At 69.7% G+C, this 18,697-nt stretch carries 20 protein-coding genes and 2 pseudogenes; 12 read left to right on the top strand and 10 right to left on the bottom strand.

What is annotated here, in order from left to right:
• The coding region (locus AX018_RS19105) for a calcium-binding protein (RefSeq protein WP_281269567.1) at window positions 1-1,172 on the top strand (1,172 nt) is incomplete at its 5' end.
• 161 nt (window positions 1,173-1,333) lie between these two features.
• Here AX018_RS19105 and upp read toward each other — a convergent pair.
• The 3 genes from upp to AX018_RS19090 form a co-directional block, all read right to left on the bottom strand.
• Window positions 1,334-1,981 (bottom strand): uracil phosphoribosyltransferase, encoded by a 648-nt coding sequence (gene upp / locus AX018_RS19100; protein ID WP_111880568.1) that lies wholly within the window; start codon window positions 1,979-1,981, stop codon window positions 1,334-1,336.
• A gap of 75 nt (window positions 1,982-2,056) precedes the next feature.
• On the bottom strand, window positions 2,057-3,034 hold the full coding sequence (locus AX018_RS19095; RefSeq protein WP_111880566.1) for a threo-3-hydroxy-L-aspartate ammonia-lyase: 978 nt from the start codon (window positions 3,032-3,034) through the stop codon (window positions 2,057-2,059).
• A 281-nt stretch (window positions 3,035-3,315) separates the two neighbouring features.
• Window positions 3,316-4,863: a helicase HerA-like domain-containing protein gene (locus AX018_RS19090; protein ID WP_111880563.1), complete on the bottom strand. Its 1,548-nt coding sequence runs from the start codon at window positions 4,861-4,863 to the stop codon at window positions 3,316-3,318.
• A 73-nt stretch (window positions 4,864-4,936) separates the two neighbouring features.
• Between AX018_RS19090 and AX018_RS19085 the strand changes: the two genes are divergently transcribed.
• The 5 genes from AX018_RS19085 (at window position 4,937) to rlmH (ending at window position 9,426) form a co-directional block, all read left to right on the top strand.
• Complete coding sequence (locus AX018_RS19085) at window positions 4,937-5,656, top strand: YebC/PmpR family DNA-binding transcriptional regulator (RefSeq protein WP_111880561.1); 720 nt, start codon at window positions 4,937-4,939, stop codon at window positions 5,654-5,656.
• A gap of 25 nt (window positions 5,657-5,681) precedes the next feature.
• On the top strand, window positions 5,682-6,962 hold the full coding sequence (gene purD, locus AX018_RS19080) for a phosphoribosylamine--glycine ligase (RefSeq protein ID WP_111880558.1): 1,281 nt from the start codon (window positions 5,682-5,684) through the stop codon (window positions 6,960-6,962).
• The gene (gene hemF / locus AX018_RS19075; protein WP_111880556.1) at window positions 6,962-7,930 is read left to right on the top strand and encodes an oxygen-dependent coproporphyrinogen oxidase; all 969 of its coding nucleotides are present in this window, start codon (window positions 6,962-6,964) and stop codon (window positions 7,928-7,930) included. Before purD ends, hemF begins: the two co-directional genes overlap by 1 nt.
• Before the next feature lie 194 nt (window positions 7,931-8,124).
• Complete coding sequence (rsfS, locus tag AX018_RS19070; protein ID WP_111880553.1) at window positions 8,125-8,907, top strand: ribosome silencing factor; 783 nt, start codon at window positions 8,125-8,127, stop codon at window positions 8,905-8,907.
• Between the two features lie 51 nt (window positions 8,908-8,958).
• Complete coding sequence (gene rlmH / locus AX018_RS19065; RefSeq protein ID WP_054255308.1) at window positions 8,959-9,426, top strand: 23S rRNA (pseudouridine(1915)-N(3))-methyltransferase RlmH; 468 nt, start codon at window positions 8,959-8,961, stop codon at window positions 9,424-9,426.
• Here rlmH and AX018_RS19060 read toward each other — a convergent pair.
• Entirely contained in the window at window positions 9,332-10,003 is a 672-nt protein-coding gene (locus AX018_RS19060; RefSeq protein ID WP_111880551.1) for a GNAT family N-acetyltransferase, read from the bottom strand. The genes rlmH and AX018_RS19060 overlap by 95 nt on opposite strands.
• Window positions 10,004-10,102: 99 nt before the next feature.
• Here AX018_RS19060 and AX018_RS19055 point away from each other — a divergent pair, with 99 nt between their 5' ends.
• The 4 genes from AX018_RS19055 (at window position 10,103) to AX018_RS25760 (ending at window position 14,043) form a co-directional block, all read left to right on the top strand.
• Window positions 10,103-10,735, top strand: a complete 633-nt coding sequence (locus AX018_RS19055) for a Maf family protein (RefSeq protein WP_245951701.1) — start codon at window positions 10,103-10,105, stop codon at window positions 10,733-10,735.
• A gap of 141 nt (window positions 10,736-10,876) precedes the next feature.
• Window positions 10,877-12,364 carry a ribonuclease G gene (rng, locus tag AX018_RS19050; RefSeq protein WP_111880546.1) on the top strand — a complete coding sequence of 496 codons (1,488 nt, stop codon included), beginning with the start codon at window positions 10,877-10,879 and terminating at the stop codon, window positions 12,362-12,364.
• 182 nt (window positions 12,365-12,546) lie between these two features.
• Window positions 12,547-12,813: an Arm DNA-binding domain-containing protein gene (locus AX018_RS19045; RefSeq protein WP_245951699.1), complete on the top strand. Its 267-nt coding sequence runs from the start codon at window positions 12,547-12,549 to the stop codon at window positions 12,811-12,813.
• Between the two features lie 450 nt (window positions 12,814-13,263).
• On the top strand, window positions 13,264-14,043 hold the full coding sequence (locus AX018_RS25760; RefSeq protein WP_245951697.1) for a hypothetical protein: 780 nt from the start codon (window positions 13,264-13,266) through the stop codon (window positions 14,041-14,043).
• Between the two features lie 29 nt (window positions 14,044-14,072).
• Here AX018_RS25760 and AX018_RS25755 read toward each other — a convergent pair.
• The 6 genes and pseudogenes from AX018_RS25755 to AX018_RS19010 all read right to left on the bottom strand — a co-directional run.
• Window positions 14,073-14,240, bottom strand: a pseudogene (locus AX018_RS25755) (methionine synthase); the annotation flags it as partial.
• A gap of 113 nt (window positions 14,241-14,353) precedes the next feature.
• Window positions 14,354-14,503 (bottom strand): annotated as a pseudogene (locus AX018_RS25750) (IS5/IS1182 family transposase); the annotation flags it as partial.
• A 220-nt stretch (window positions 14,504-14,723) separates the two neighbouring features.
• Window positions 14,724-15,269 carry a DoxX family protein gene (locus AX018_RS19025; protein ID WP_111880542.1) on the bottom strand — a complete coding sequence of 182 codons (546 nt, stop codon included), beginning with the start codon at window positions 15,267-15,269 and terminating at the stop codon, window positions 14,724-14,726.
• Window positions 15,266-16,012: an HvfC/BufC N-terminal domain-containing protein gene (locus tag AX018_RS19020; RefSeq protein ID WP_111880540.1), complete on the bottom strand. Its 747-nt coding sequence runs from the start codon at window positions 16,010-16,012 to the stop codon at window positions 15,266-15,268. Before AX018_RS19020 ends, AX018_RS19025 begins: the two co-directional genes overlap by 4 nt.
• Entirely contained in the window at window positions 16,009-16,857 is an 849-nt protein-coding gene (gene bufB / locus AX018_RS19015; protein WP_111880538.1) for an MNIO family bufferin maturase, read from the bottom strand. Before bufB ends, AX018_RS19020 begins: the two co-directional genes overlap by 4 nt.
• 13 nt (window positions 16,858-16,870) lie before the next feature.
• On the bottom strand, window positions 16,871-17,146 hold the full coding sequence (locus AX018_RS19010) for a BufA1 family periplasmic bufferin-type metallophore (protein ID WP_111880574.1): 276 nt from the start codon (window positions 17,144-17,146) through the stop codon (window positions 16,871-16,873).
• A gap of 157 nt (window positions 17,147-17,303) precedes the next feature.
• On the opposite strand from AX018_RS19010, the gene AX018_RS19005 reads away from it, so the two are divergent.
• Window positions 17,304-17,867 carry a sigma-70 family RNA polymerase sigma factor gene (locus tag AX018_RS19005; RefSeq protein ID WP_111880535.1) on the top strand — a complete coding sequence of 188 codons (564 nt, stop codon included), beginning with the start codon at window positions 17,304-17,306 and terminating at the stop codon, window positions 17,865-17,867.
• On the top strand, window positions 17,864-18,505 hold the full coding sequence (locus tag AX018_RS19000) for an NrsF family protein (protein ID WP_111880533.1): 642 nt from the start codon (window positions 17,864-17,866) through the stop codon (window positions 18,503-18,505). The genes AX018_RS19005 and AX018_RS19000 overlap by 4 nt, the downstream gene beginning before the upstream one ends.
• Window positions 18,506-18,697 lie beyond the last annotated feature (192 nt).

The following is an 18,697-nucleotide window of genomic DNA, read 5'->3' as shown; positions in this document are numbered from 1 at the left end:
GCTTCTTCCTGAACGACGACCCGGGCAACGGCCGCAACGTGGTGCAGCGCATGGCGTTCGCCGACGGCACGGTGTGGGACATGTCGGCGATCCTGGGCCGGCTGTACACGGGCACGGAAGGCAACGACACGATCACGGGCACGAAGAGCGCCGACACGATCAGCGGCCTGGGGGGCGACGACAGCCTCTATGGGGGTGATGGCGACGATGTGCTGCTGGGCGGCGACGGCAACGACTTCCTCTCCGCCCAGGGCGGGGACGACGTGCTCGACGGCGGGGCGGGCAACGACACGCTGAGCGGCGGCTACGGCCTGCACAACGTGTATCGCTTCGGCCGGGGCGACGGGCAGGACTACGTGCAGCTGGGCCACGACCCCTATGCGATGGACGAATCGGCCCACCGGCAGAACACGCTGCAGTTCAAGGAGGGCGTGAAGCCCGAGGACATCGTGCTCAACCGGGTGGCGGACGGCTGGTCCAGCGGCACCCTGGGGCTGGAGGTGTCCATCGCGGGCACGCAGGACAAGGTGATCATCCGCAGCTTCTTGCGCAACGACGACCCGGGCAACGCCTACAACGCGGTGCAGCGCATCGCATTCGCCGATGGCACGGTGTGGGATCTGCCGGCGATCCGGGACCGGCTCCTTGCGGGCGCCGCCGGCGGCGCGGGTGGCGCGGCCGGCAGCGTGGTCGCTGGAACGGCGGTGGCGAGTGCGATCGCCAGCGTGGACGGCGGGATGCAGGTGACGGCGTCGCCCTATGAGAGCGCGCCCGCCCACATCGCCAATGTCCGCGCGCTGGTGCCGGTGGAGCCGGTGCTGGAGGAGCCGGGGGATGCGTGGGGCCTGCAGGCCTCCGCCGCGAAGTTCCTGGCCGCCGAGGGCGCGGACCCGCTCGCCGATGCCGCGCCGATCCTGATCCACGGGGTGCAGGCGCAGGCCGCCAGCAGCCTGGGCGCGGACGATGCGGCCGCCGTCATCGACTGGTTCGTCTCCCATGCGCGCAGCCAGAGCCTGGAGGGCCTGCAGGGCCTGGCATCGCTGGACGGCCAGGCGAATGCGCTGGTGTCGGCGATGGCGGCGTTCGCGCCGCCCGCCGCGGGCCAGAGCGGGCTGGTGGCGGAGCGCCAGGGCAGCCTGGCGAACACGATCGCGGTGGCGAACTGGTCGTGAGGCCTCGCGGCGGTGGTGCTCCGCGCTGCGCGCGGAGGCCATCGCCGTGCCGGTGGGGTGGCGCGCGCCGCGAGGTAGCGGGCGTTGTCCCGGGCGGGGGGGCCTGGCTCCCTTGCGTTCCCCTGGATGGCAAGGGGGGATGAACGCCCCCTGAACGCCCCTTACTTGGTGCCGAAGATGCGGTCGCCCGCGTCCCCCAGGCCCGGCAGGATGTAGCCGTGTTCGTTCAGTTCGCGGTCGATGGCGGCGGTGTAGATGGGCACGTCCGGATGGGCCTTCTGCAGCGTGGCGATGCCCTCGGGCGCGGCCAGCAGGCACATGAATTTCACCGAGCGCGGTTTCAGTGCCTTGAGCTTGGCCACCGCGGCGGCGGCGGAGTTGCCGGTGGCCAGCATCGGGTCCACCACGACGATGTCGCGCTCTTCCATCTCGGAAGGCATCTTGAAGTAGTACTCCACGGGCTGCAGCGTGGCCGGGTCGCGGTAGAGCCCGATGTGGCCCACGCGCGCGCCGGGCACCACGGTGAGCATGCCGTCCAGGAAGCCGTTGCCCGCGCGCAGGATGGAGACCAGCACCAGCTTCTTGCCGTCGATGACCTTGCCGGTCGTGGTCTCCAGCGGGGTCTCGATCTCGATGTCCGACAGCGGCATGTCGCGCGTGAGCTCGTAGGCCATCAGCGTGCTCAGCTCGCCCAGCAGGCGGCGGAAGCTGTTGGTGCTGGCGTCCTTGCGGCGCATCAGGGTCAGCTTGTGCTGCACCAGCGGGTGGGTGATGACGTGGACGTTGCCGGGGGAGGTCTCGGTGCTCATGGCCTGTGGGGGAGGGGGAAAGAAGAACGGCGCGGCGCCTTCCGGGGGCGTGGGCGCGGCGGCCGGAAAAACCGGTCAGTCTGCCAGAAAGCGCGCATAGCGCGGCAGGTCCACGTTGCCGCCGCTGATGACGATGCCCACGCGCGCGCCGCGCAGGTCCAGGCCGCCGTGCCGCGCGCCCGCGAGGGCCAGGGCGCCCGTGGGCTCGACGACCAGCTTCATGCGCTCGGCGAAGAAGCGCAGCGCCTCGGCCAACTGGGCGTCGGCCACGGTGACGACCTCGTGCACGAGCCGCTGGATGATGGAGAAGGTGAGGGGGCTGGGCGCGGTGGCCTGCGCGCCGTCGGCGATGGTGTGCGGGGTGGCGATGTGCACGATGTGCCCGGCGCGCAGCGACTGCTGCACGTCGTTGCCGGCCTCGGGCTCCACGCCCACCACGCGGCACTGCGGCGCGAGCTGCTCGGCCGCCAGCAGGCAGCCCGAGAGCAGGCCGCCGCCGCCCAGGCAGACGAAGAGGTAGTCCAGCCCGGGCACGTCCTGCAGCAGCTCCAGTGCCGCGGTGCCCTGGCCGGCGATGACGTGCGGGTGGTCGAAGGGCGGCACCAGCACCATGCCGCGCTCTTCGGCCAGGCGCCGGCTGATCGCCTCGCGGTCCTCGGTGAAGCGGTCGTAGGTGACCACCTGCGCGCCGTATTCGCGCGTGGCGGCCATCTTGCCGGCGGGCGCGTCCTCGGGCATGAGGATGGTGGCGGGCATGTCCAGCAGGCGGGCGGAGAGCGCGACGGCCTGCGCATGGTTGCCGGACGAGAAGGCGAGCACGCCGCGCTCGCGCTGGGCGTCGCTGAACTGCGCGAGCGTGTTGTAGGCGCCGCGGAACTTGAAGGCGCCCGTGCGCTGCAGGTTCTCGCACTTGAAGAAGAGCTGGGCGCCGAGCCGCTCGTCGCCGGTGCTGGAGCGCAGCACGGGTGTCCGGTGCGCGATGCCGTTCAGGCGCCGGGCAGCGGCGGCGACGTCGTCGTGGGTGGGCGCTGCGAGCGGGGTCGGCTGGGTCATGGCGGCTTCCTGTGCGGGATGGAGCGCTCCGGCGGTGGCCGGAATGTGCCGGCCTCGGCGTCGCGAACGATGATAGCTCGCGGCCCGCCCGGGCGGCGCGCGCGATCGGCGCGCCGCCGCTCCCGCGCGCCCCGCCGCCCGGAAGGCCCGTGGCAGAGCCCCGCCGCCCGCCGGGGCGTGCCTTGCCGCTGTTTTCAGGGCCTGGGGGGCTCCATGTCGCCGTATTTATTGGGTTGTTTGCTATTGAATATGTAGCAAATGCCGGGCGGCGCGGCGGCGGGTCAGCGCTTGCGCCCGCCGAACACGCTGCCCAGCACCCCGCGCAGGATCTCCTTGCCCAGCGAGGTGCCCATGGTGCGCACGGCCGACTTGGCCATGGTCTGCACCAGGCCGTCGTGCCGGCCGCCGCGCGGGCCCGTGGAGCCGAAGAGCACGTCGTTCAGCCCGCCGAGCAGGCCGCCACCGGCCTCGCCGGCCTCTCCGGGGGCAGGGGCGCCGGGGGCGCCCGGCGCTGGGGCCGCCGTGCCGGGGGCGGGCGCCTGCCTGCCGGCATCCCCGGCGCGGCCGCGCAGCTTCTCGTAGGCGGATTCGCGGTCCACGGCCGTTTCATAGACGCCCGCCACCAGCGACTGCGCCATCAGCGCCTGCCGCTGCGGCGCGGTGATCGGGCCGATCTGGCTGCCCGGCGGCACCACGAACACGCGCTCGGTGATGCCCGGCCGCCCCTTGGCGTCGAGCAGGCTCACCAGCGCCTCGCCCACGGCCAGCTCGGTGATGGCGGCCTCGATGTCCAGGCCGGGCTGCGGCCGCATGGTGGTGGCGGTGGCCTTCACGGCCTTCTGGTCGCGCGGCGTGAAGGCGCGCAGCGCGTGCTGCACGCGGTTGCCGAGCTGCGCCAGCACGCTGTCGGGGATGTCCAGCGGGTTCTGGGTGACGAAGTACACGCCCACGCCCTTGGAGCGCACGAGGCGCACCACCAGTTCGATGCGCTCCACCAGCACCTTGGGCGCCTCGTTGAAGAGCAGGTGGGCCTCGTCGAAGAAGAACACCAGCTTGGGCTGCTCGGGGTCGCCGATCTCGGGCAGCTGCTCGAACAGCTCCGAGAGCATCCAGAGCAGGAAGGTGGCGTAGAGGCGCGGCGAATTCATGAGCTTGTCGGCCGCGAGGACGTTCACCACGCCCCGTCCGTCCACCGTCTGCATGAAGTCCTGGATGTTGAGCATGGGCTCGCCGAAGAAGCGGTCGCCGCCCTGGGCCTCGATCTGCAGCAGCCCGCGCTGGATGGCGCCCACGCTGGCGGCGCTGATGTTGCCGTATTCGGTGGTGAACTCCTTGGCGTTCTCGCCCACGTGGGCCAGCATGGCACGCAGGTCCTTGAGGTCGAGCAGCAGCAGGCCGTGGTCGTCGGCGATCTTGAAGACGATGTTGAGCACCCCCAGTTGCGTCTCGTTCAGGCCCAGCATGCGCCCGAGCAGCAGCGGGCCCATGTCGGAGATGGTGGCGCGCACCGGGTGGCCCTGTTCGCCGAACACGTCCCAGAGCGTGGTGGGGCAGGCGAGCGGCTCGGGCAGAGGCAGGCCGCGCTCGGCGAGCGTGGCGGCAAGCTTGTCGCCGATGCGCCCGGGCTGGCTGATGCCCGTCAGGTCGCCCTTCACGTCGGCCATGAAGACCGGCACGCCGATGCGGGAAAAACCCTCCGCCAGCGTCTGCAGCGTCACCGTCTTGCCCGTGCCCGTGGCCCCGGTGACGAGGCCGTGCCGGTTGGCGAGTTCGGGCAGCAGATGGCATTGGCGGGTGTCGTGCTGGGCAATCAGGATGGGGTTGGCCATGGCGGGTGGGGCGTCAAAAGTAAAATCGCGGCCAGTAGATTAATCCACATAGACACAACAGCAAGGACTCCCTGTGGCAGGACACAGCAAATGGGCCAACATCCAGCACCGCAAGGGGCGCCAGGATGAGAAGCGCGGCAAGATCTGGACCCGGATCATTCGCGAGATCACCGTGGCCGCCCGCGCCGGCGGCGGCGACATCTCCGCCAACCCGCGCCTGCGGCTGGCGATCGACAAGGCCAAGGCGGCCAACATGCCCGCCGACCGCATCAAGTACAACATCGACAAGGCCACCGGCAATGCCGAGGGCGTGAACTACGAGGAAATCCGCTACGAGGGCTACGGCATCGGCGGCGCGGCCATCATCGTGGACACCATGACCGACAACCGCGTGCGCACCGTGGCCGAGGTGCGCCACGCCTTCAGCAAGTACGGCGGCAACATGGGCACCGAGGGCTCGGTGGCCTTCCAGTTCAAGCACTGCGGCCAGTTCATCTTCGCGCCCGGCACGAACGAGGACAAGGTGATGGAAGTGGCGCTGGAGGCCGGCGCCGAGGACGTCGTCACGGGCGAGGACGGCGCCATCGAGGTGCTGACCGCCTACGGCGACTTCGAGGCCGTGAAGAACGCCCTCGAAGCCGCGGGCCTCGTGCCCGATGCCGCCGACGTCACCATGCGCCCCGACGTGACCATCGACCTCGCCGGCGAAGACGCCGAACGCATGCAGAAGCTCCTGGACGTGATCGAAGACCTCGACGACGTGCAGGAGGTCTATCACAACGCCGCCCTCTGAAGCACGAGCCAGCACCCGGAAACCCATGAAAGTTCTTGTCATCGGAGGCGGCGGCCGTGAACACGCAATGGCCTGGAAGCTCTCGCAGTCTCCCAAGGTCACCAAGGTCTATGTGGCGCCCGGCAACGGCGGCACGGCCCTCAATCCCAAGCTCGAAAACGTGCCCGTGACCGACGTGCGCGCGCTGCGCGCCTGGGCGCAGGAGCAGAAGATCCAGCTCACCGTGGTCGGCCCCGAGGCGCCGCTCGCCGCCGGCGTGGTGGACGAGTTCCGCGCCCACGGCCTGCGCGTCTTCGGGCCCACGAAGGCCGCCGCGCAGCTCGAAAGCTCCAAGGCCTTCTCCAAGGCCTTCATGCGCCGCCACGGCATCCCCACGGCCGACTACGACACCTTCACCGACCCGGCCGCCGCCCATGCCTTCATCGACCGCCTGGGCGCGCCCATCGTGGTCAAGGCCGACGGCCTGGCCGCCGGCAAGGGCGTGGTCGTGGCCATGACCGTGCAGGAGGCCCACGACGCCGTGGACTTCATGCTGGTGGACAACAAATACGGCGTGAGCCACAACGACGGCGGCGCGCGCGTGGTGATCGAGCAGTTCCTCGAAGGCGAGGAGGCGAGCTTCATCGTGCTGTGCGACGGCAAGAACGTCGCCGCCCTGGCCACCAGCCAGGACCACAAGCGCCTCAAGGACGGCGACCAGGGCCCGAACACCGGCGGCATGGGCGCCTACTCGCCCGCTCCCGTGGTCACGGCCGACGTGCATGCCCGCGCCATGCGCGAGATCATCCTGCCCACCATCCGCGGCATGGAGAAGGACGGCATCCCGTACACGGGCTTCCTGTACGCCGGCCTCATGATCGACGCCAAGGGCCAGCCCAAGACGCTCGAATTCAACTGCCGCATGGGCGACCCCGAGACCCAGCCCATCCTGATGCGCCTCAAGAGCGACTTCGTCGATGTGCTGGGCGCGGCGGTGGACGGCAAGCTCGACCAGATCGAGCTGCAGTGGGACCGCCGCCCGGCGCTGGGCGTCGTCATGGCCGCCCACGGCTACCCCGAGAGCCCGCGCAAGGGCGACGCCATCACCGGCCTGCCGGCGGACGCCGACGATGCCGTGGTGTTCCATGCCGGCACCGAGCTGCAGGACGGCACGGTGCGCACCAGCGGCGGCCGCGTGCTGTGCGTGACCGCGCTGGCCGACAGCGTCCGGCAGGCCCAGCAGCGCGTCTACGACGTGGCGCGGGGCGTGCACTTCGATGGCGCGCAATACCGCCGCGACATCGGCCACCGGGCGGTCAAGGGCTGATGGCCGGCCCGTCCTCCGCGGCCGGCCCGGCCGCGCCCTTCCAGTCCGCCGACGTGGTGGCCCGCGTGCGCGGCTACCTCACGGACCTGCAGTCCCGCATCACCGCCGCCATCGAGAGCGTGGAGGGCCCGGGCGGCGCGCGCTTCCTGTCCGATGCCTGGAGCAAGGAGCCGGGCGAGCCGCTGCAGGGCGACGGCATCACGCGCATCCTCGAAGGCGGGCGCGTGTTCGAGCGCGCCGGCTGCGGGTTCTCGCACGTGCGCGGGGCGTCGCTGCCGCCCTCGGCCACCCAGCACCGGCCCGATCTGGCGGGTGCGCCGTTCGAGGCCATGGGCGTGTCGCTGGTCTTCCACCCATTCAACCCCCACGTGCCGACGGTGCACATGAACGTGCGCATGATCGCCGCCGCCCGCGAGGGCCACGCGCCCGTTTGCTGGTTCGGCGGCGGCATGGACATGACGCCGTACTACGGCTACGAGGAAGACGCGGTGCACTTCCACCGCAGCTGCCGCGAAGCGCTCTATCCGTTCGGCGAAGGGCTCTACCTGCGCTTCAAGCGCTGGTGCGACGAATACTTCTACCTCAAGCACCGCGGCGAGCAGCGCGGCATCGGCGGCATCTTCTTCGACGACTTCTCCGAGCTGGGCTTCGAGCGCAGCCTCGCGATGATGCAGTCGGTGGGGGATTCGTTCCTGGGGGCCTACCTGCCCATCGTGCAGCGCCGCCAGGGCACGCCCTTCGGCGAGCGCGAGCGCGCCTTCCAGTGCTATCGCCGTGGCCGCTACGTCGAGTTCAACCTCGTGTGGGACCGGGGCACGCATTTCGGGCTGCAGTCCGGCGGGCGCACCGAATCGATCCTGCTCTCGATGCCGCCGATGGCCGGCTGGTCCTACCAGCGCCAGGACCCGCCGGGCTCGCCCGAGGCCCTGCTGACGCAGCGCTTCCTGGTGCGGCGCGACTGGCTGTGACGCGGGCCCCACGGAGCCGCAAGGCCTGAAAGCTATAATTTCCATAGCTGCCCGTGTCCGTTCCATGCCGACATGAGGCCTGAAACATCCCAAAAACGCACAACCCGGCCGTTCCACGGCGCCCCGGCGCGCCATTGGCCCCCGGGCGGGTTGCGCGCTATATTGCCCTTCACCCCTATTCCATCCGACCCCTGATGACCACTTCCACCCGTTCGGAATCCGCTGCCAAGAAAGACGTCACCAAGCTCCAGCGCGCCATCGTCGATGGCCTGGAAGACGTCAAGGCGCAAGACATCCAGGTGTTCAACACCGAGAAGCTCTCGCCGCTCTTCGAGCGGGTCATCGTGGCATCGGGCACGTCCAACCGGCAGACCAAGGCCCTGGCCTCCAGCGTGCGCGACGCCGTGCGCGAAGCCGGTTTCCCCAAGCCGCGCACCGAGGGCGAGGACAACGGCGAATGGATCATCGTGGACTGCGGCGCCGCCGTGGCCCACATCATGCAGCCGGCCATCCGCCAGTACTACCGCCTGGAGGAGATCTGGGGCGAGACGCCCGTGCGCCTGAAGCTCGGCGCCCCCAAGCCGGCGAAGGCGGCCGAATCCGGCGATGCGGCACTGGCCAGGAAGACCGCGGCCCGCAAGAAGGCCGCCGCAGCCGCCCCCGAGGCACCAGCCCGCAAGCCGGGGGCCCGCAAGGCCCCCCTGGCCGCCGCACCGGCCCCGAAGGCCCCTGTGAAGAAGGCCCCCGCGAAGAAGGCCGCCGCCAAGGCCACGCCGGCCAAGGCCGCCGCGAAGGCGCCCGCGAAATCCGCCACCGGAAAGGTGGCCGCCAAGGCACCGGCCAAGGCCGCGCCGAAGGCCAGGACCGTCGTCGTCAAGCCGGCGGCCAAGAAGGCCGCCGCCAAGCCCGCCACCCGGGCCGCCGTGGCCAGGAAGCCCGCCGCCAAGAAGGCCCCGGCGCGCAAGAAGGCGGCTTGAAGTGGGTAGCCGTCCGGCGCCGCGATCGCCGGGCCCGGGGATCGTTGACCGATGAAACTCCTCATCGTGGCCGTGGGCCAGCGCGTGCCGGACTGGGCGCAGACGGCCTACGACGACTATGCCAAGCGCTTTCCGCCCGAGCTGAAAGTGGAGCTCAAGGCCGTCAAGACCGAGCCGCGCGGCTCCAAGACGCTGGAAACCCTCTACGCCGCCGAGCGCGAGCGCATCGAGGCCGCCATCCCGCGCGGTACCCGCGTGGTGGCCCTCGACGAGCGGGGCACCTCACTCACCACCAAGGCCCTCGCGGAGCGGCTCAAGGGCTGGCAGCTGGGGGGCGACGACGTGGCCCTGGTCATCGGCGGGCCCGACGGCCTGGACCCCGCCTTCCGGCAGGCCGCGCACGAGCGCATCCGCCTCTCGGACCTCACGCTCCCGCATGCGATGGTGCGGGTGCTCCTGATCGAGCAGCTCTACCGTGCCTGGTCGGTGAACGCTGGCCATCCCTACCATCGCGAGTAGGCGCGGCCACGGCCGCAGGCGCTTCGGCGGCGGGCTGCGCGGCCTCGGCGAAGCGCCGGAACAGCAGCATGTCGTGGGTTTCCCCATCCCATTGGCCCTCGCCGTGCAGGACGCATTGCTCGATGAATCCGAGGCGGTGGAGCAGGCGCAGGGAGGGCGCGTTGTCGGGGTGGACGTGCGCGTCCAGGTGCCGCAGCCCGAAGCCCTGGAAGCACCCCCACACCAGGGCCTGCACGGCCTCGGTCATGAAGCCCCGGCCCTGGTGGGCCTGGGCCAGTTCGTAGCCGAGCAGGGCCACACGCTCCACCGGGTCCCATTGCTTGAACTGGCACAGCCCGATCAGGCCCGGGGTCTCCAGGCGCTCCACGGCCCAGCAGATGTCCGGGATCGCCTTGCGGCCGATCATCATCATCCACTCCACGAAGATCTCGGCCGCCTCCATGTCGGCCAGGGCGTTGTAGCCGATCCACTGGCGTGGCGGACGGGTCGCGCTCATCTCGAGCAGCGCGGGCGCATCCTGCAAGGCGATGGGGCGCAGCCGGAGCCGCGCGGTCTGGAAGCTCGGAAGATGGTTCATGTCCGCATGATCCCGGCCGGCCGCCGGGCCGTCGCCGGAAATTCGAAGACATGCACCGGCACGCGAAGCGGCCCCCGCGATCCGCTATCCTCCTGCGCCGTGAACCCGCCTCCTGCCCCCTTCATCTATCTCGCCTCCCAGAGCCCGCGCCGGCGCCAGTTGCTGGACCAGCTCGGCGTGCGCCATGTCCTGCTGCTGCCCAATGCCGATGGCGATGCGCTGGTGGAAGACGCCGAAGCCATCGAGGCGCCGAAGCCCGGCGAGGCGCCCGCGCGCTACGTGCAGCGGGTGACGGGCCTCAAGCTCGACGCCGCCGTGGCGCGGCGCGCCCGGCGCGGCCTGGAGGCCGCGTCGATCCTGTGTTCGGACACCACGGTGGCGCTGGGTCGCGAGATCCTCGGCAAACCCGAAGACGAGGCGGACGCGCGCCGCATGCTGGCGGCGCTGTCGGGCCGCACGCACCGCGTGCTCACCGCCGTGGCGCTGCAGGAGGCCGGCGGCGCCCGGCACGCGGCCCTGTCGGTGTCGCAGGTGACCTTCGCGCCGATGTCGCCCGCCCAGATCGCGGCCTATGCCGCCAGCGGCGAGCCGCTGGGCAAGGCGGGCGCCTACGGCATCCAGGGCCCGGCCGCGCAGTACGTGTCGCGGCTCGCGGGCAGCTACACGGGCATCATGGGCCTGCCGCTGTTCGAGACGGCAGGGCTTCTGCGGGCGGCGGGGCTGCTGCCCTGAGATCGTGAACAGGTTCTGACAGCGGCATGCCGGGGCGCGCGGCCCCGGCCCGGAGCCCGGCACGCGGGGCGCCGTTGAGGCATCATCGGTACCCATCCCGCCCCTTGACCCTCCGCCCTGCGCGCGACGCGAAGCCGCCCCATGCAACAAGACATCCTCATCAATTGGTCCCCCCAGGAAACGCGGGTCGCCGTGGTCGAGCACGGCGCGGTGCAGGAGCTGCACGTGGAGCGCACGCTGGAGCGCGGCCTGGTGGGCAACGTGTACCTGGGCAAGGTCTCGCGCGTGCTGCCGGGCATGCAGTCGGCCTTCATCGACATCGGCCTGGAGCGCGCGGCCTTCCTGCACGTGGCCGACGTGTGGCACCGCCAGGAGGGCGGCGAGGCGCCCATGTTCGCGCGCAAGGGCGAGCCGCCGGTGCCGATCGAGAAGCAGGTCTTCGAGGGCCAGTCGCTCATGGTGCAGGTCATCAAGGACCCCATCGGCACCAAGGGCGCGCGCCTGTCCACCCAGATCAGCATCGCGGGGCGGCTGCTGGTCTTCCTGCCGCAGGACGACCACGTGGGCGTCTCGCAGAAGATTCCCGCGGCCGAGCGCGACGCGCTGCGCGCGCGGCTGCAGGCGCTGGTGGGGGACAAGGCGAACGGCGGCGGGGGCGGCTTCATCCTGCGCACCAACGGCGAAGACTCCACCGACGCCGAACTGGCCGAGGACATCGCCTACCTGCGCAAGACCTGGGCCCGCATCCGCGAGGCGGCGCTGCGCCAGCCGCCCGCCTCGCTGCTGCACCAGGACCTGAATCTGCTGCAGCGCGTGCTGCGCGATCTGGTGGGCGAAGAGACGCTCAGCATCCGCCTCGACTCGAAGGAGCAGTTCGCGCTGCTGCAGGCCTTCGGCCGCGAGTTCATGCCGGCCGCCGTGCCCAAGCTGCAGCTCTACAAGGGCGAGCGGCCGATCTTCGACCTCTATGCCATCGACGAGGAGATCGCGCGCGCGCTGGGCCGCCGCGTGGACCTGAAGTCCGGCGGCTACCTCATCGTGGACCAGACCGAGGCGCTGACCACCATCGACGTGAACACCGGCGGCTACGTGGGCGCGCGCAACTTCGACGACACGATCTTCAAGACCAACCTGGAGGCCGCGCAGGCCATCGCCCGGCAGCTGCGGCTGCGCAACCTGGGCGGGATCATCATCGCGGACTTCATCGACATGGCCCGCGACGACCACCAGCACGCGGTGCTCTCCGAGTTCCGCAAGCAGCTCGCCCGCGACCGCGTGAAGACCATGACCGGCGGCTTCTCGCAACTGGGCCTGGTGGAGATGACGCGCAAGCGCACGCGCGAATCGCTGGCGCACATGCTCTGCGAGCCATGCGCCCACTGCCAGGGCAAGGGCAGCGTCAAGACCGCGCGCAGTGTCTGCTACGACATCCTGCGCGAGATCCTGCGCGAGGCGCGCCAGTTCAACCCGCGCGAATTCCGCGTCGTCGCCTCGGCGAAAGTGGTGGAGCTGTTCCTGGACGAGGAGAGCCGGCACCTCGCGGGCCTCTCCGATTTCATCGGCAAGCCGATCTCGCTGCAGGCCGAGAGCACCCTGGGGCAGGAGCAGTACGACATCGTGTTGCTTTGAGGTTTCAGGGCTTCCCGCCGTGTCTCAAACGCCGCGCAAGCGGTGGTCGGGGCAGGGGTTTTCGGTAGGTGAGCTGTCTTTGGGTTTCGCGGGGTGCCACCCAGTCGCAACAAGATGGGGTGACCTGTTGGGTGACCAGCCAGGCGACTGGATCGGCCCCTTCGGCACCCGGAGAAGCGAACATGGCAAAGAAAAGCGGGCTGCTGTCCGATATGCAGCTTAAGCAGTGGATCAAGGCGGGTAAGCCGCTTTCGATGAGTGATGGCGGTGGGCTGATCTTCACCTTGTCGGCCGCTGGCAACGCGGCGTGGGTGTTGCGGTATCGACATGGAGCGCGGCGGCCCGAGATGACCTTGGGGCCATATCCGGCGATCGGTCTATCCGAAGCGCGGACGATGGCGCTAGTCAAGCGGGCCGAGATCGCACAGGGCAAGAACCCGATGAGATAGCCTCCTGAATCTCCGGACATAGTCCATCGCTTATGTTTCATATAGGCATTGGACTGTGCATATGACTAGGCATGCAGACTGTGCGAGCAAGGTTTTTCGGCGAAGCGCGAGCCAAAGAACAAACCGTGGACGCATCGTTCGGCTTCGTGGAAAAGACTTCGCGCTGCGCAGGCGACGCGTGTGTCGCGTCACGACGATGGTGCTTTTCGTTTCGTGAGGGCTGCTATGGTTTCAATCACATCATCGTCTGGTATGCCGGCCCTGCCGGCACGCCATGCGGCCGAGGAGGCCGTCGATCAACCCTCGACCCGTCGTTCCACGTCCCGGTCGCACGGTCGGGAGGTGACGAGCGACCTGGCGAATCGGCCGCCCCCTCCCTCCAGTGGCGACACCGTATCCGTGCCGCGGGCTGCGCTGCCGACAGCCGGGAACTTTCAGAGGACTGCCACCGTGCTGCGACAGGCCGCCTTTCACACGGCCTCGACGGTGCAGCGCGCAGCCAGCCAAGCAGCGGCCGCAGCGCAACACGCGGCTGTCCAGACAGGTGCCGCATTGAGAGACACGGCAGTTCAAGCTGCAGCCGCCACGCAGGAAGCGGCAGCGGCCGCATGGCAGACGGTTGAAGGGGTCCTGCGGGCAGGTGGCGCGCTGGCCCAGGCAGGGGTCCTCATCATCAATGAGTTGCAGCAGGATCCACGCGCGAGGCTTGCGGACGCAGGTGCTGTCGTTGCTGCAGGAGGACTTGGCATGATGGTGCACGGAGGCCTGTGGGTGGGTGGGCCCGGCACTCTGCCTGACGAACAAGACCGAGGCTTGAGGGAGGCAGCTCAAGGTTTCATACTCGCCGCGGCAGGGCTGGCAGTGGCCATCGCGGTGGATCCTCGACCGCATCCGCGCGCCAATAGGCAGGCCATGCCGATCGACCCTCAGCCGGCCGGACGGATCGAGGTTCAGTCGCTCCTGCACACCGAAGCACTCGACAATGCCATCAATATCGTTGCTGGCCTGGAACCAGCACAGGATCCGGGGCTGAGCCTTGGCAACGCGCTGCTCGTCATGGATCATTTGTACGATGCAGCCACCCTGCCAGAGGACAGGCTGCACCTGCGCGTGAGGCAGGCGGTGCTCGATGCCAACGACGATCCTCAGCAAATCATCCAAGGGCTCCTTCGACTCGTGACAGCCGAACCGCCGCTGCTGTCAAGCCGAAGCGCGCCCCAGGCTGGATGAAACCATCCATAAGCGCTCTGGCGCTGGCGCGCGAGCGACTTGAGCTTGGTGGCCAGCGCCATCGCGCGCGGCATCGGCGCGAGGCCGCGGTTGGTGCAGGGGAGCAGACGTTCCTTCGGCGTGAACTGCAGCGCGCGGCCTATCGTCTCGGTTACCTCCTCGGGTGTCTCGACCTGTTCGTTGGCCACGTCGATCAACCAGCTCTGCCAGGTCGAGACATACCTCTTGCACGCACGAATGGCTGCGTTGCGCTGCTGCGATCCCTCACTCGGCCTCTTCCTGTGGCTGGCGTTCCTGCGCGGCACAATCATCGCCGTCGCCTGCCGCTTGGCTTGCCCAGCCATCGTATGCCCGGGTCCAACCACATCGTCAGCGAGCCTCGCGCCTTCAGCGCCGCGTTGCAGGCTTTCCAGTTTGTCGTGCGGTACTTGCTCCGCGATTGGCTCTTCTCTTCTGTCACACCGTCAGTCTACGGGCGCAGGCGGGGAGATTTTTGCGACCAAGCCCCGTGCCGGCGCCACGATGCGGCGGGTCGAGGCTGCCATCAGCCAGCCCTGCATGCCGCAAAGTGGCGGCGTCGGTCAGGTCAACGATGCGATCGTTCGCATCGAGGAAGGCATTCCGCAAAATGCAGCGCTCGTCGAGCAGAGCAGCAGCAGAAAGCCTGCGTCAACAGGTCGTTAACCTTGTGACCTTGATGGAGCGGTTCGAGACTTGATGACACGCGTGAACACGGCGTCCAACGACCATCTTCCCGGGCCGCGTCCCAGCAGGACGAGCATGGGAGCCGCCCAGCTCAGGTGAGTGGGCCACGCCGACGGGTAGACGAAAGTCTGGATCACCGCCGTCATTCCCAGCACACCTGCAGCGGCCAGCCGGGTGCCGAGGCCCAGCACCAGCAGGATCGGCAGCACGTGCTCCGCCGTCGTGGCCATTAAGGCGGCCCATTCGGGCGGGATCAGCGGGAGCGCGTAGTCCTGGCGGAACAGCAGGAAGGTCGTGTCGGTCAACGTGAACCAGCCCTCGACCTTGGTCCGGCCCGACAGCCAGAACACGCCCGCGATGCTGAAGCGGCAGGCCAGGGCGATCAGGTCGTGGGAGATCCAGCGTTCCAGCCGGTCGCGGATCGCGGTAAGCAGCGTCGGCGAGGCCGACTGGGATGCCGTCGCGGCGGCGGCGGCGGCGGAGGAGGCGGACGGCGAGGGCGTCGGGGTGATCGTGTTCATGATGGCATCTCCATGGCGGCGGCGAATGCGCCGTGGTCCAGCAGGCGGCCCAGCGCGGCGCCGGGGTCGAAGTCGGGAAAGCCGGTCTGGACGGCCTCCAGCGCAGAGCCCAGCGGCTGGCCCTCCGCGCAGGCGTCCAGCAGCGCGCAGTCGGCGGCGTCGATCTCCCGACCGAGGACGGCGCCCGCCGGCCGCACCATCAGCGCGCCTTGGCCCACCCAGTGCGGCGGGTTCGGGTCGGCGGCCGCCTCGCGCGCGGCCTGCCACAGGCTGAAGGCCGGCCAGTCGGCGCACCAGCGCCAGCGCGCCGCGGGATGCGGCACCAGCCGCGAATGGGCGAGCCGCTCGGCATCGATCCGCGTCAGCATGGGCAGTGTCAGTTGCGGCGCGTCGGCGGCAACGTGGCTCTCGCTCCAGAGCCGGTCGAGCCGCGCCACTTCGGCCAGCCAGGGCAGCTCGGAGCCCGCCAGCACCTGGTCGAGAAACGCAGGGAAATGCTCGCCGTAATGCTGCAGGTCGCCGCCGGTGGGAGGGGTTGTGCGCGCGTGATCGAGCGCGACCGCCTGCATCCAGGCATCGCCGCTCAGGCGGTGCACCGCCGGATAGTGCGAGATCAGCGCATCGGCACAGCCCTTGAGGACGGTGTTGCGGTAGACGTTGAAGGCGGCGGGCCGGGCCACGGCGGCGCCGGGTTCGGCCCAGAGGTCGCGCCAGAACGCGTCCTGGAATTCGACGAGCGTCATGCGGGGACCTCCGTCGGTGCGGTGGCCGCGGCATCGAGCGCGTCCTGCGCCCGGCCGCGTTCCGAGATCAAGGCACCGAACGGCGGAAGGTTCCCGTCGCGCTCGAGCAGCGTCGGCCGCGGGCCGATGCGCTCCGTCAGGCGCTCGAGCAGCGCCCAGACCGGTTCCGCGACCGGTGCGTCGTGGCTGTCGATCAGCAGGCCGGTCGAGGTATCCGCGTCGGCGCGATGACCGGCGAGGTGGATTTCCATGACCGCGTCGCCGTCGATCGCGTCGATCCACGGGGCAGCGTCCAGACCCAGGTTGCTCGCCGACACGAACACGTTGTTCACGTCGACCAGCAGCCCGCAGCCGGTGCGGCGCACCAGCTCATGCAGGAAATCGACCTCGCCCCAGTCATGGGCGAGGGGCAGGTAGTGGGAGGGGTTCTCGATCGCGACGCGCCGGCGCAGCGCGTCCTGCAGGCGCTGCAGGTTGTCGGCGACGAGACGCAGCGATTCGCCGGTGCGGGGCACCGGCAGCAGGTCTGGCGCGTAGGCGCCGCCGAAGCGGCTCCAGGCCAGGTGCTCGGACACCAGCGCCGGCTGCAGCCGGTCGACCAGCGCGGCGAAGCGCCGCAGGTGGTCGGGGTCCGGCGGCGAGGTGCCGGCCAGCGACATCGACACCCCGTGCAGCGACAGCGGATGCGTCGCGCGCAGGGTCTCGAGCAGCGCCAGGCGCGGGCCGCCCGCGACGAGGTAGTTCTCGGGATGGACCTCGAACCACAGACCCGCTTCGCGCGCGGCGAACGCGTCCTCGGCGAAATCCGGCTTGAAGCCCAGGCCCGCGCCCAGCGTGCGTGACATGGCGCGGATCCGGTCAGGACTTCACCGGGGCCAGCGAGCCCATGCCCTTGGGCGTCTTGATCGAGGTGCAGGTGCCCGCCGGCACGTACTTCCAGGCATTGGCCTGGTAGTCCATCTTCGAGGTGCCGGCGCAGGTGGTGCCGGGGCCGGCGGCGCAGTCGTTCTTGCCGGCCATCGCGACGCCGTAGCAGCGCTCTTTTTCGGCTGCGGGCTTGGCGTCTTGCGCCATGGCGGAGGTGGACAGCGCGGTCAGCGTGACCAGGGCAAGGCTCAGGGTGGTCGACTTCATGGGGAACTCCTTGTGCATGGATGCGAGGTTGAGGATGAACGCGGCGGACTGCCGTTGCGTTCCGAGAGCTAATTCGCGGCGGCGGGGCGCCGGGTTACAGCCGCACCGAAAAAGTCCTCGATTATTTTTTTCGGAGGCCCTGTAACCTTCCATCCCCATGACGCGAATAGATCCCATGATCGCGACCGAGCATGAGCTGCACGACCTCTTCGTCGCCGGGCTGGACGGGGATGCGGCGGCCTACCACCGCTTCCTGCAGCGCCTGGGGGCCTTGCTTCGCGGGTACTTCCGGCGCCGGCTGCAGCAGCTGCCGGACGAGGTCGAGGACCTCGTGCAGGAGACGCTGATGGCGGTGCACACGCAGCGCCAGAGCTACCGGCGCGGCGAGCCGCTGACGGCCTGGGTGCATGCGGTGGCGCGCTACAAGCTGGTCGACCTGTGGCGGCGGCGCGAGCGCCGCGAGGCGCTGCATGATCCGCTGGACGACGAGCTGGCGGTTTTCGCGACGGCGGATCACGAGGCGGGTGAATCGCGCCGCGATCTGGGACGGCTGCTGGAGCAACTGCCGACAAACCAGCGGTTGCCGATCGTGCATACGAAGCTCGAGGGGCTGTCGGTGCAGGAGACGGCGCAGCTGACGGGGATGAGCGAATCGGCGGTGAAGGTCGGCGTGCACCGCGGGCTCAAGGCGATGGCGCGGTTATGGAAGGACATGACATGAAGACTGACGAGCTGATCGGGCTGCTCGCGCGGCAGGCCAACCCGGTGCCGGTGCGGGTGGGCGAGCGTCGTTTCGCGATCGCACTGGGTATGGGCCTCGCGCTGGCGTTGGCCTGGGTGCAGGGCGCTTATGGCATCCGCGCCGACCTGGCGCAGGTGATGGGCACGGCGGCCTTCTGGCAGAAGGTGGCGATGCCATTGGCGGTCGCGGCGACCGGGCTGGTCGTGGTGTTCCGGCTCGGGCATCCGGGCGCACGGATGAACGGCTGGTGGCTCGGCGTCTGGCTGCCGGTGTCGCTGCTGTGGATCTGGGCGGCGGTGGGGCTGTGGATGGCGGAGCCGGCGGCGCGGATGCCGCTGGTGCTGGGCACGACCTGGCGCACCTGCGCGTTTAACGTGACGGTGACGGCGCTTCCGATCGGCCTCGGGCTGCTGTGGGCGCTGCGCGGGCTGGCGCCGACGCGGCCCGTGCTGACCGGCGCCGCGGCCGGCTGGCTGGCCGGCGCGGTGGGGGCCTGCGTGTACTCGCTGCACTGCCCTGAGATGCAGGCCCCGTTCGTCGCGATCTGGTACGTGCTCGGGATGGGCATGTCGGCGGTGCTTGGCGCACTCGCAGGTCGGCAGTGGCTGCGGTGGTAATCGCTCGTTGCACGATATTTCGCCGGACTTCGGCCGGTTCTCGAAGAAGCACTTAGATCGTGAACACGTTCTCAGATTTCACACTTTTCCGAGAATGACAGCGTGGTTCATGGAGACGCTCCTTCAGGCCGATCGCGTGCAGCTATGCCTGCAGGATGGAATGCGGGCCTGGGCGTTTTGCCGGGATGGGGA

Origin of the sequence: Paracidovorax anthurii, from assembly GCF_003269065.1 — a bacterium.
Lineage (GTDB): Bacteria > Pseudomonadota > Gammaproteobacteria > Burkholderiales > Burkholderiaceae_C > Paracidovorax > Paracidovorax anthurii.
This window is presented reverse-complemented; position numbering and strand designations above follow the sequence as displayed.

What these genes read in the sequence shown, in the direction of transcription:
- upp (WP_111880568.1), bottom strand. Translation starts at nt 1,981, where the DNA reads ATGAGCACCGAGACCTCCCCCGGCAACGTCCACGTCATCACCCACCCG.
- AX018_RS19095 (WP_111880566.1), bottom strand. Translation starts at nt 3,034, where the DNA reads ATGACCCAGCCGACCCCGCTCGCAGCGCCCACCCACGACGACGTCGCC.
- AX018_RS19090 (WP_111880563.1), bottom strand. Translation starts at nt 4,863, where the DNA reads ATGGCCAACCCCATCCTGATTGCCCAGCACGACACCCGCCAATGCCAT.
- purD (WP_111880558.1), top strand. Translation starts at nt 5,682, where the DNA reads ATGAAAGTTCTTGTCATCGGAGGCGGCGGCCGTGAACACGCAATGGCC.
- hemF (WP_111880556.1), top strand. Translation starts at nt 6,962, where the DNA reads ATGGCCGGCCCGTCCTCCGCGGCCGGCCCGGCCGCGCCCTTCCAGTCC.
- rsfS (WP_111880553.1), top strand. Translation starts at nt 8,125, where the DNA reads ATGACCACTTCCACCCGTTCGGAATCCGCTGCCAAGAAAGACGTCACC.
- rlmH (WP_054255308.1), top strand. Translation starts at nt 8,959, where the DNA reads ATGAAACTCCTCATCGTGGCCGTGGGCCAGCGCGTGCCGGACTGGGCG.
- AX018_RS19060 (WP_111880551.1), bottom strand. Translation starts at nt 10,003, where the DNA reads ATGAACCATCTTCCGAGCTTCCAGACCGCGCGGCTCCGGCTGCGCCCC.
- rng (WP_111880546.1), top strand. Translation starts at nt 10,877, where the DNA reads ATGCAACAAGACATCCTCATCAATTGGTCCCCCCAGGAAACGCGGGTC.
- AX018_RS19045 (WP_245951699.1), top strand. Translation starts at nt 12,547, where the DNA reads ATGGCAAAGAAAAGCGGGCTGCTGTCCGATATGCAGCTTAAGCAGTGG.
- AX018_RS19025 (WP_111880542.1), bottom strand. Translation starts at nt 15,269, where the DNA reads ATGAACACGATCACCCCGACGCCCTCGCCGTCCGCCTCCTCCGCCGCC.
- AX018_RS19020 (WP_111880540.1), bottom strand. Translation starts at nt 16,012, where the DNA reads ATGACGCTCGTCGAATTCCAGGACGCGTTCTGGCGCGACCTCTGGGCC.
- bufB (WP_111880538.1), bottom strand. Translation starts at nt 16,857, where the DNA reads ATGTCACGCACGCTGGGCGCGGGCCTGGGCTTCAAGCCGGATTTCGCC.
- AX018_RS19010 (WP_111880574.1), bottom strand. Translation starts at nt 17,146, where the DNA reads ATGAAGTCGACCACCCTGAGCCTTGCCCTGGTCACGCTGACCGCGCTG.
- AX018_RS19005 (WP_111880535.1), top strand. Translation starts at nt 17,304, where the DNA reads ATGACGCGAATAGATCCCATGATCGCGACCGAGCATGAGCTGCACGAC.
- AX018_RS19000 (WP_111880533.1), top strand. Translation starts at nt 17,864, where the DNA reads ATGAAGACTGACGAGCTGATCGGGCTGCTCGCGCGGCAGGCCAACCCG.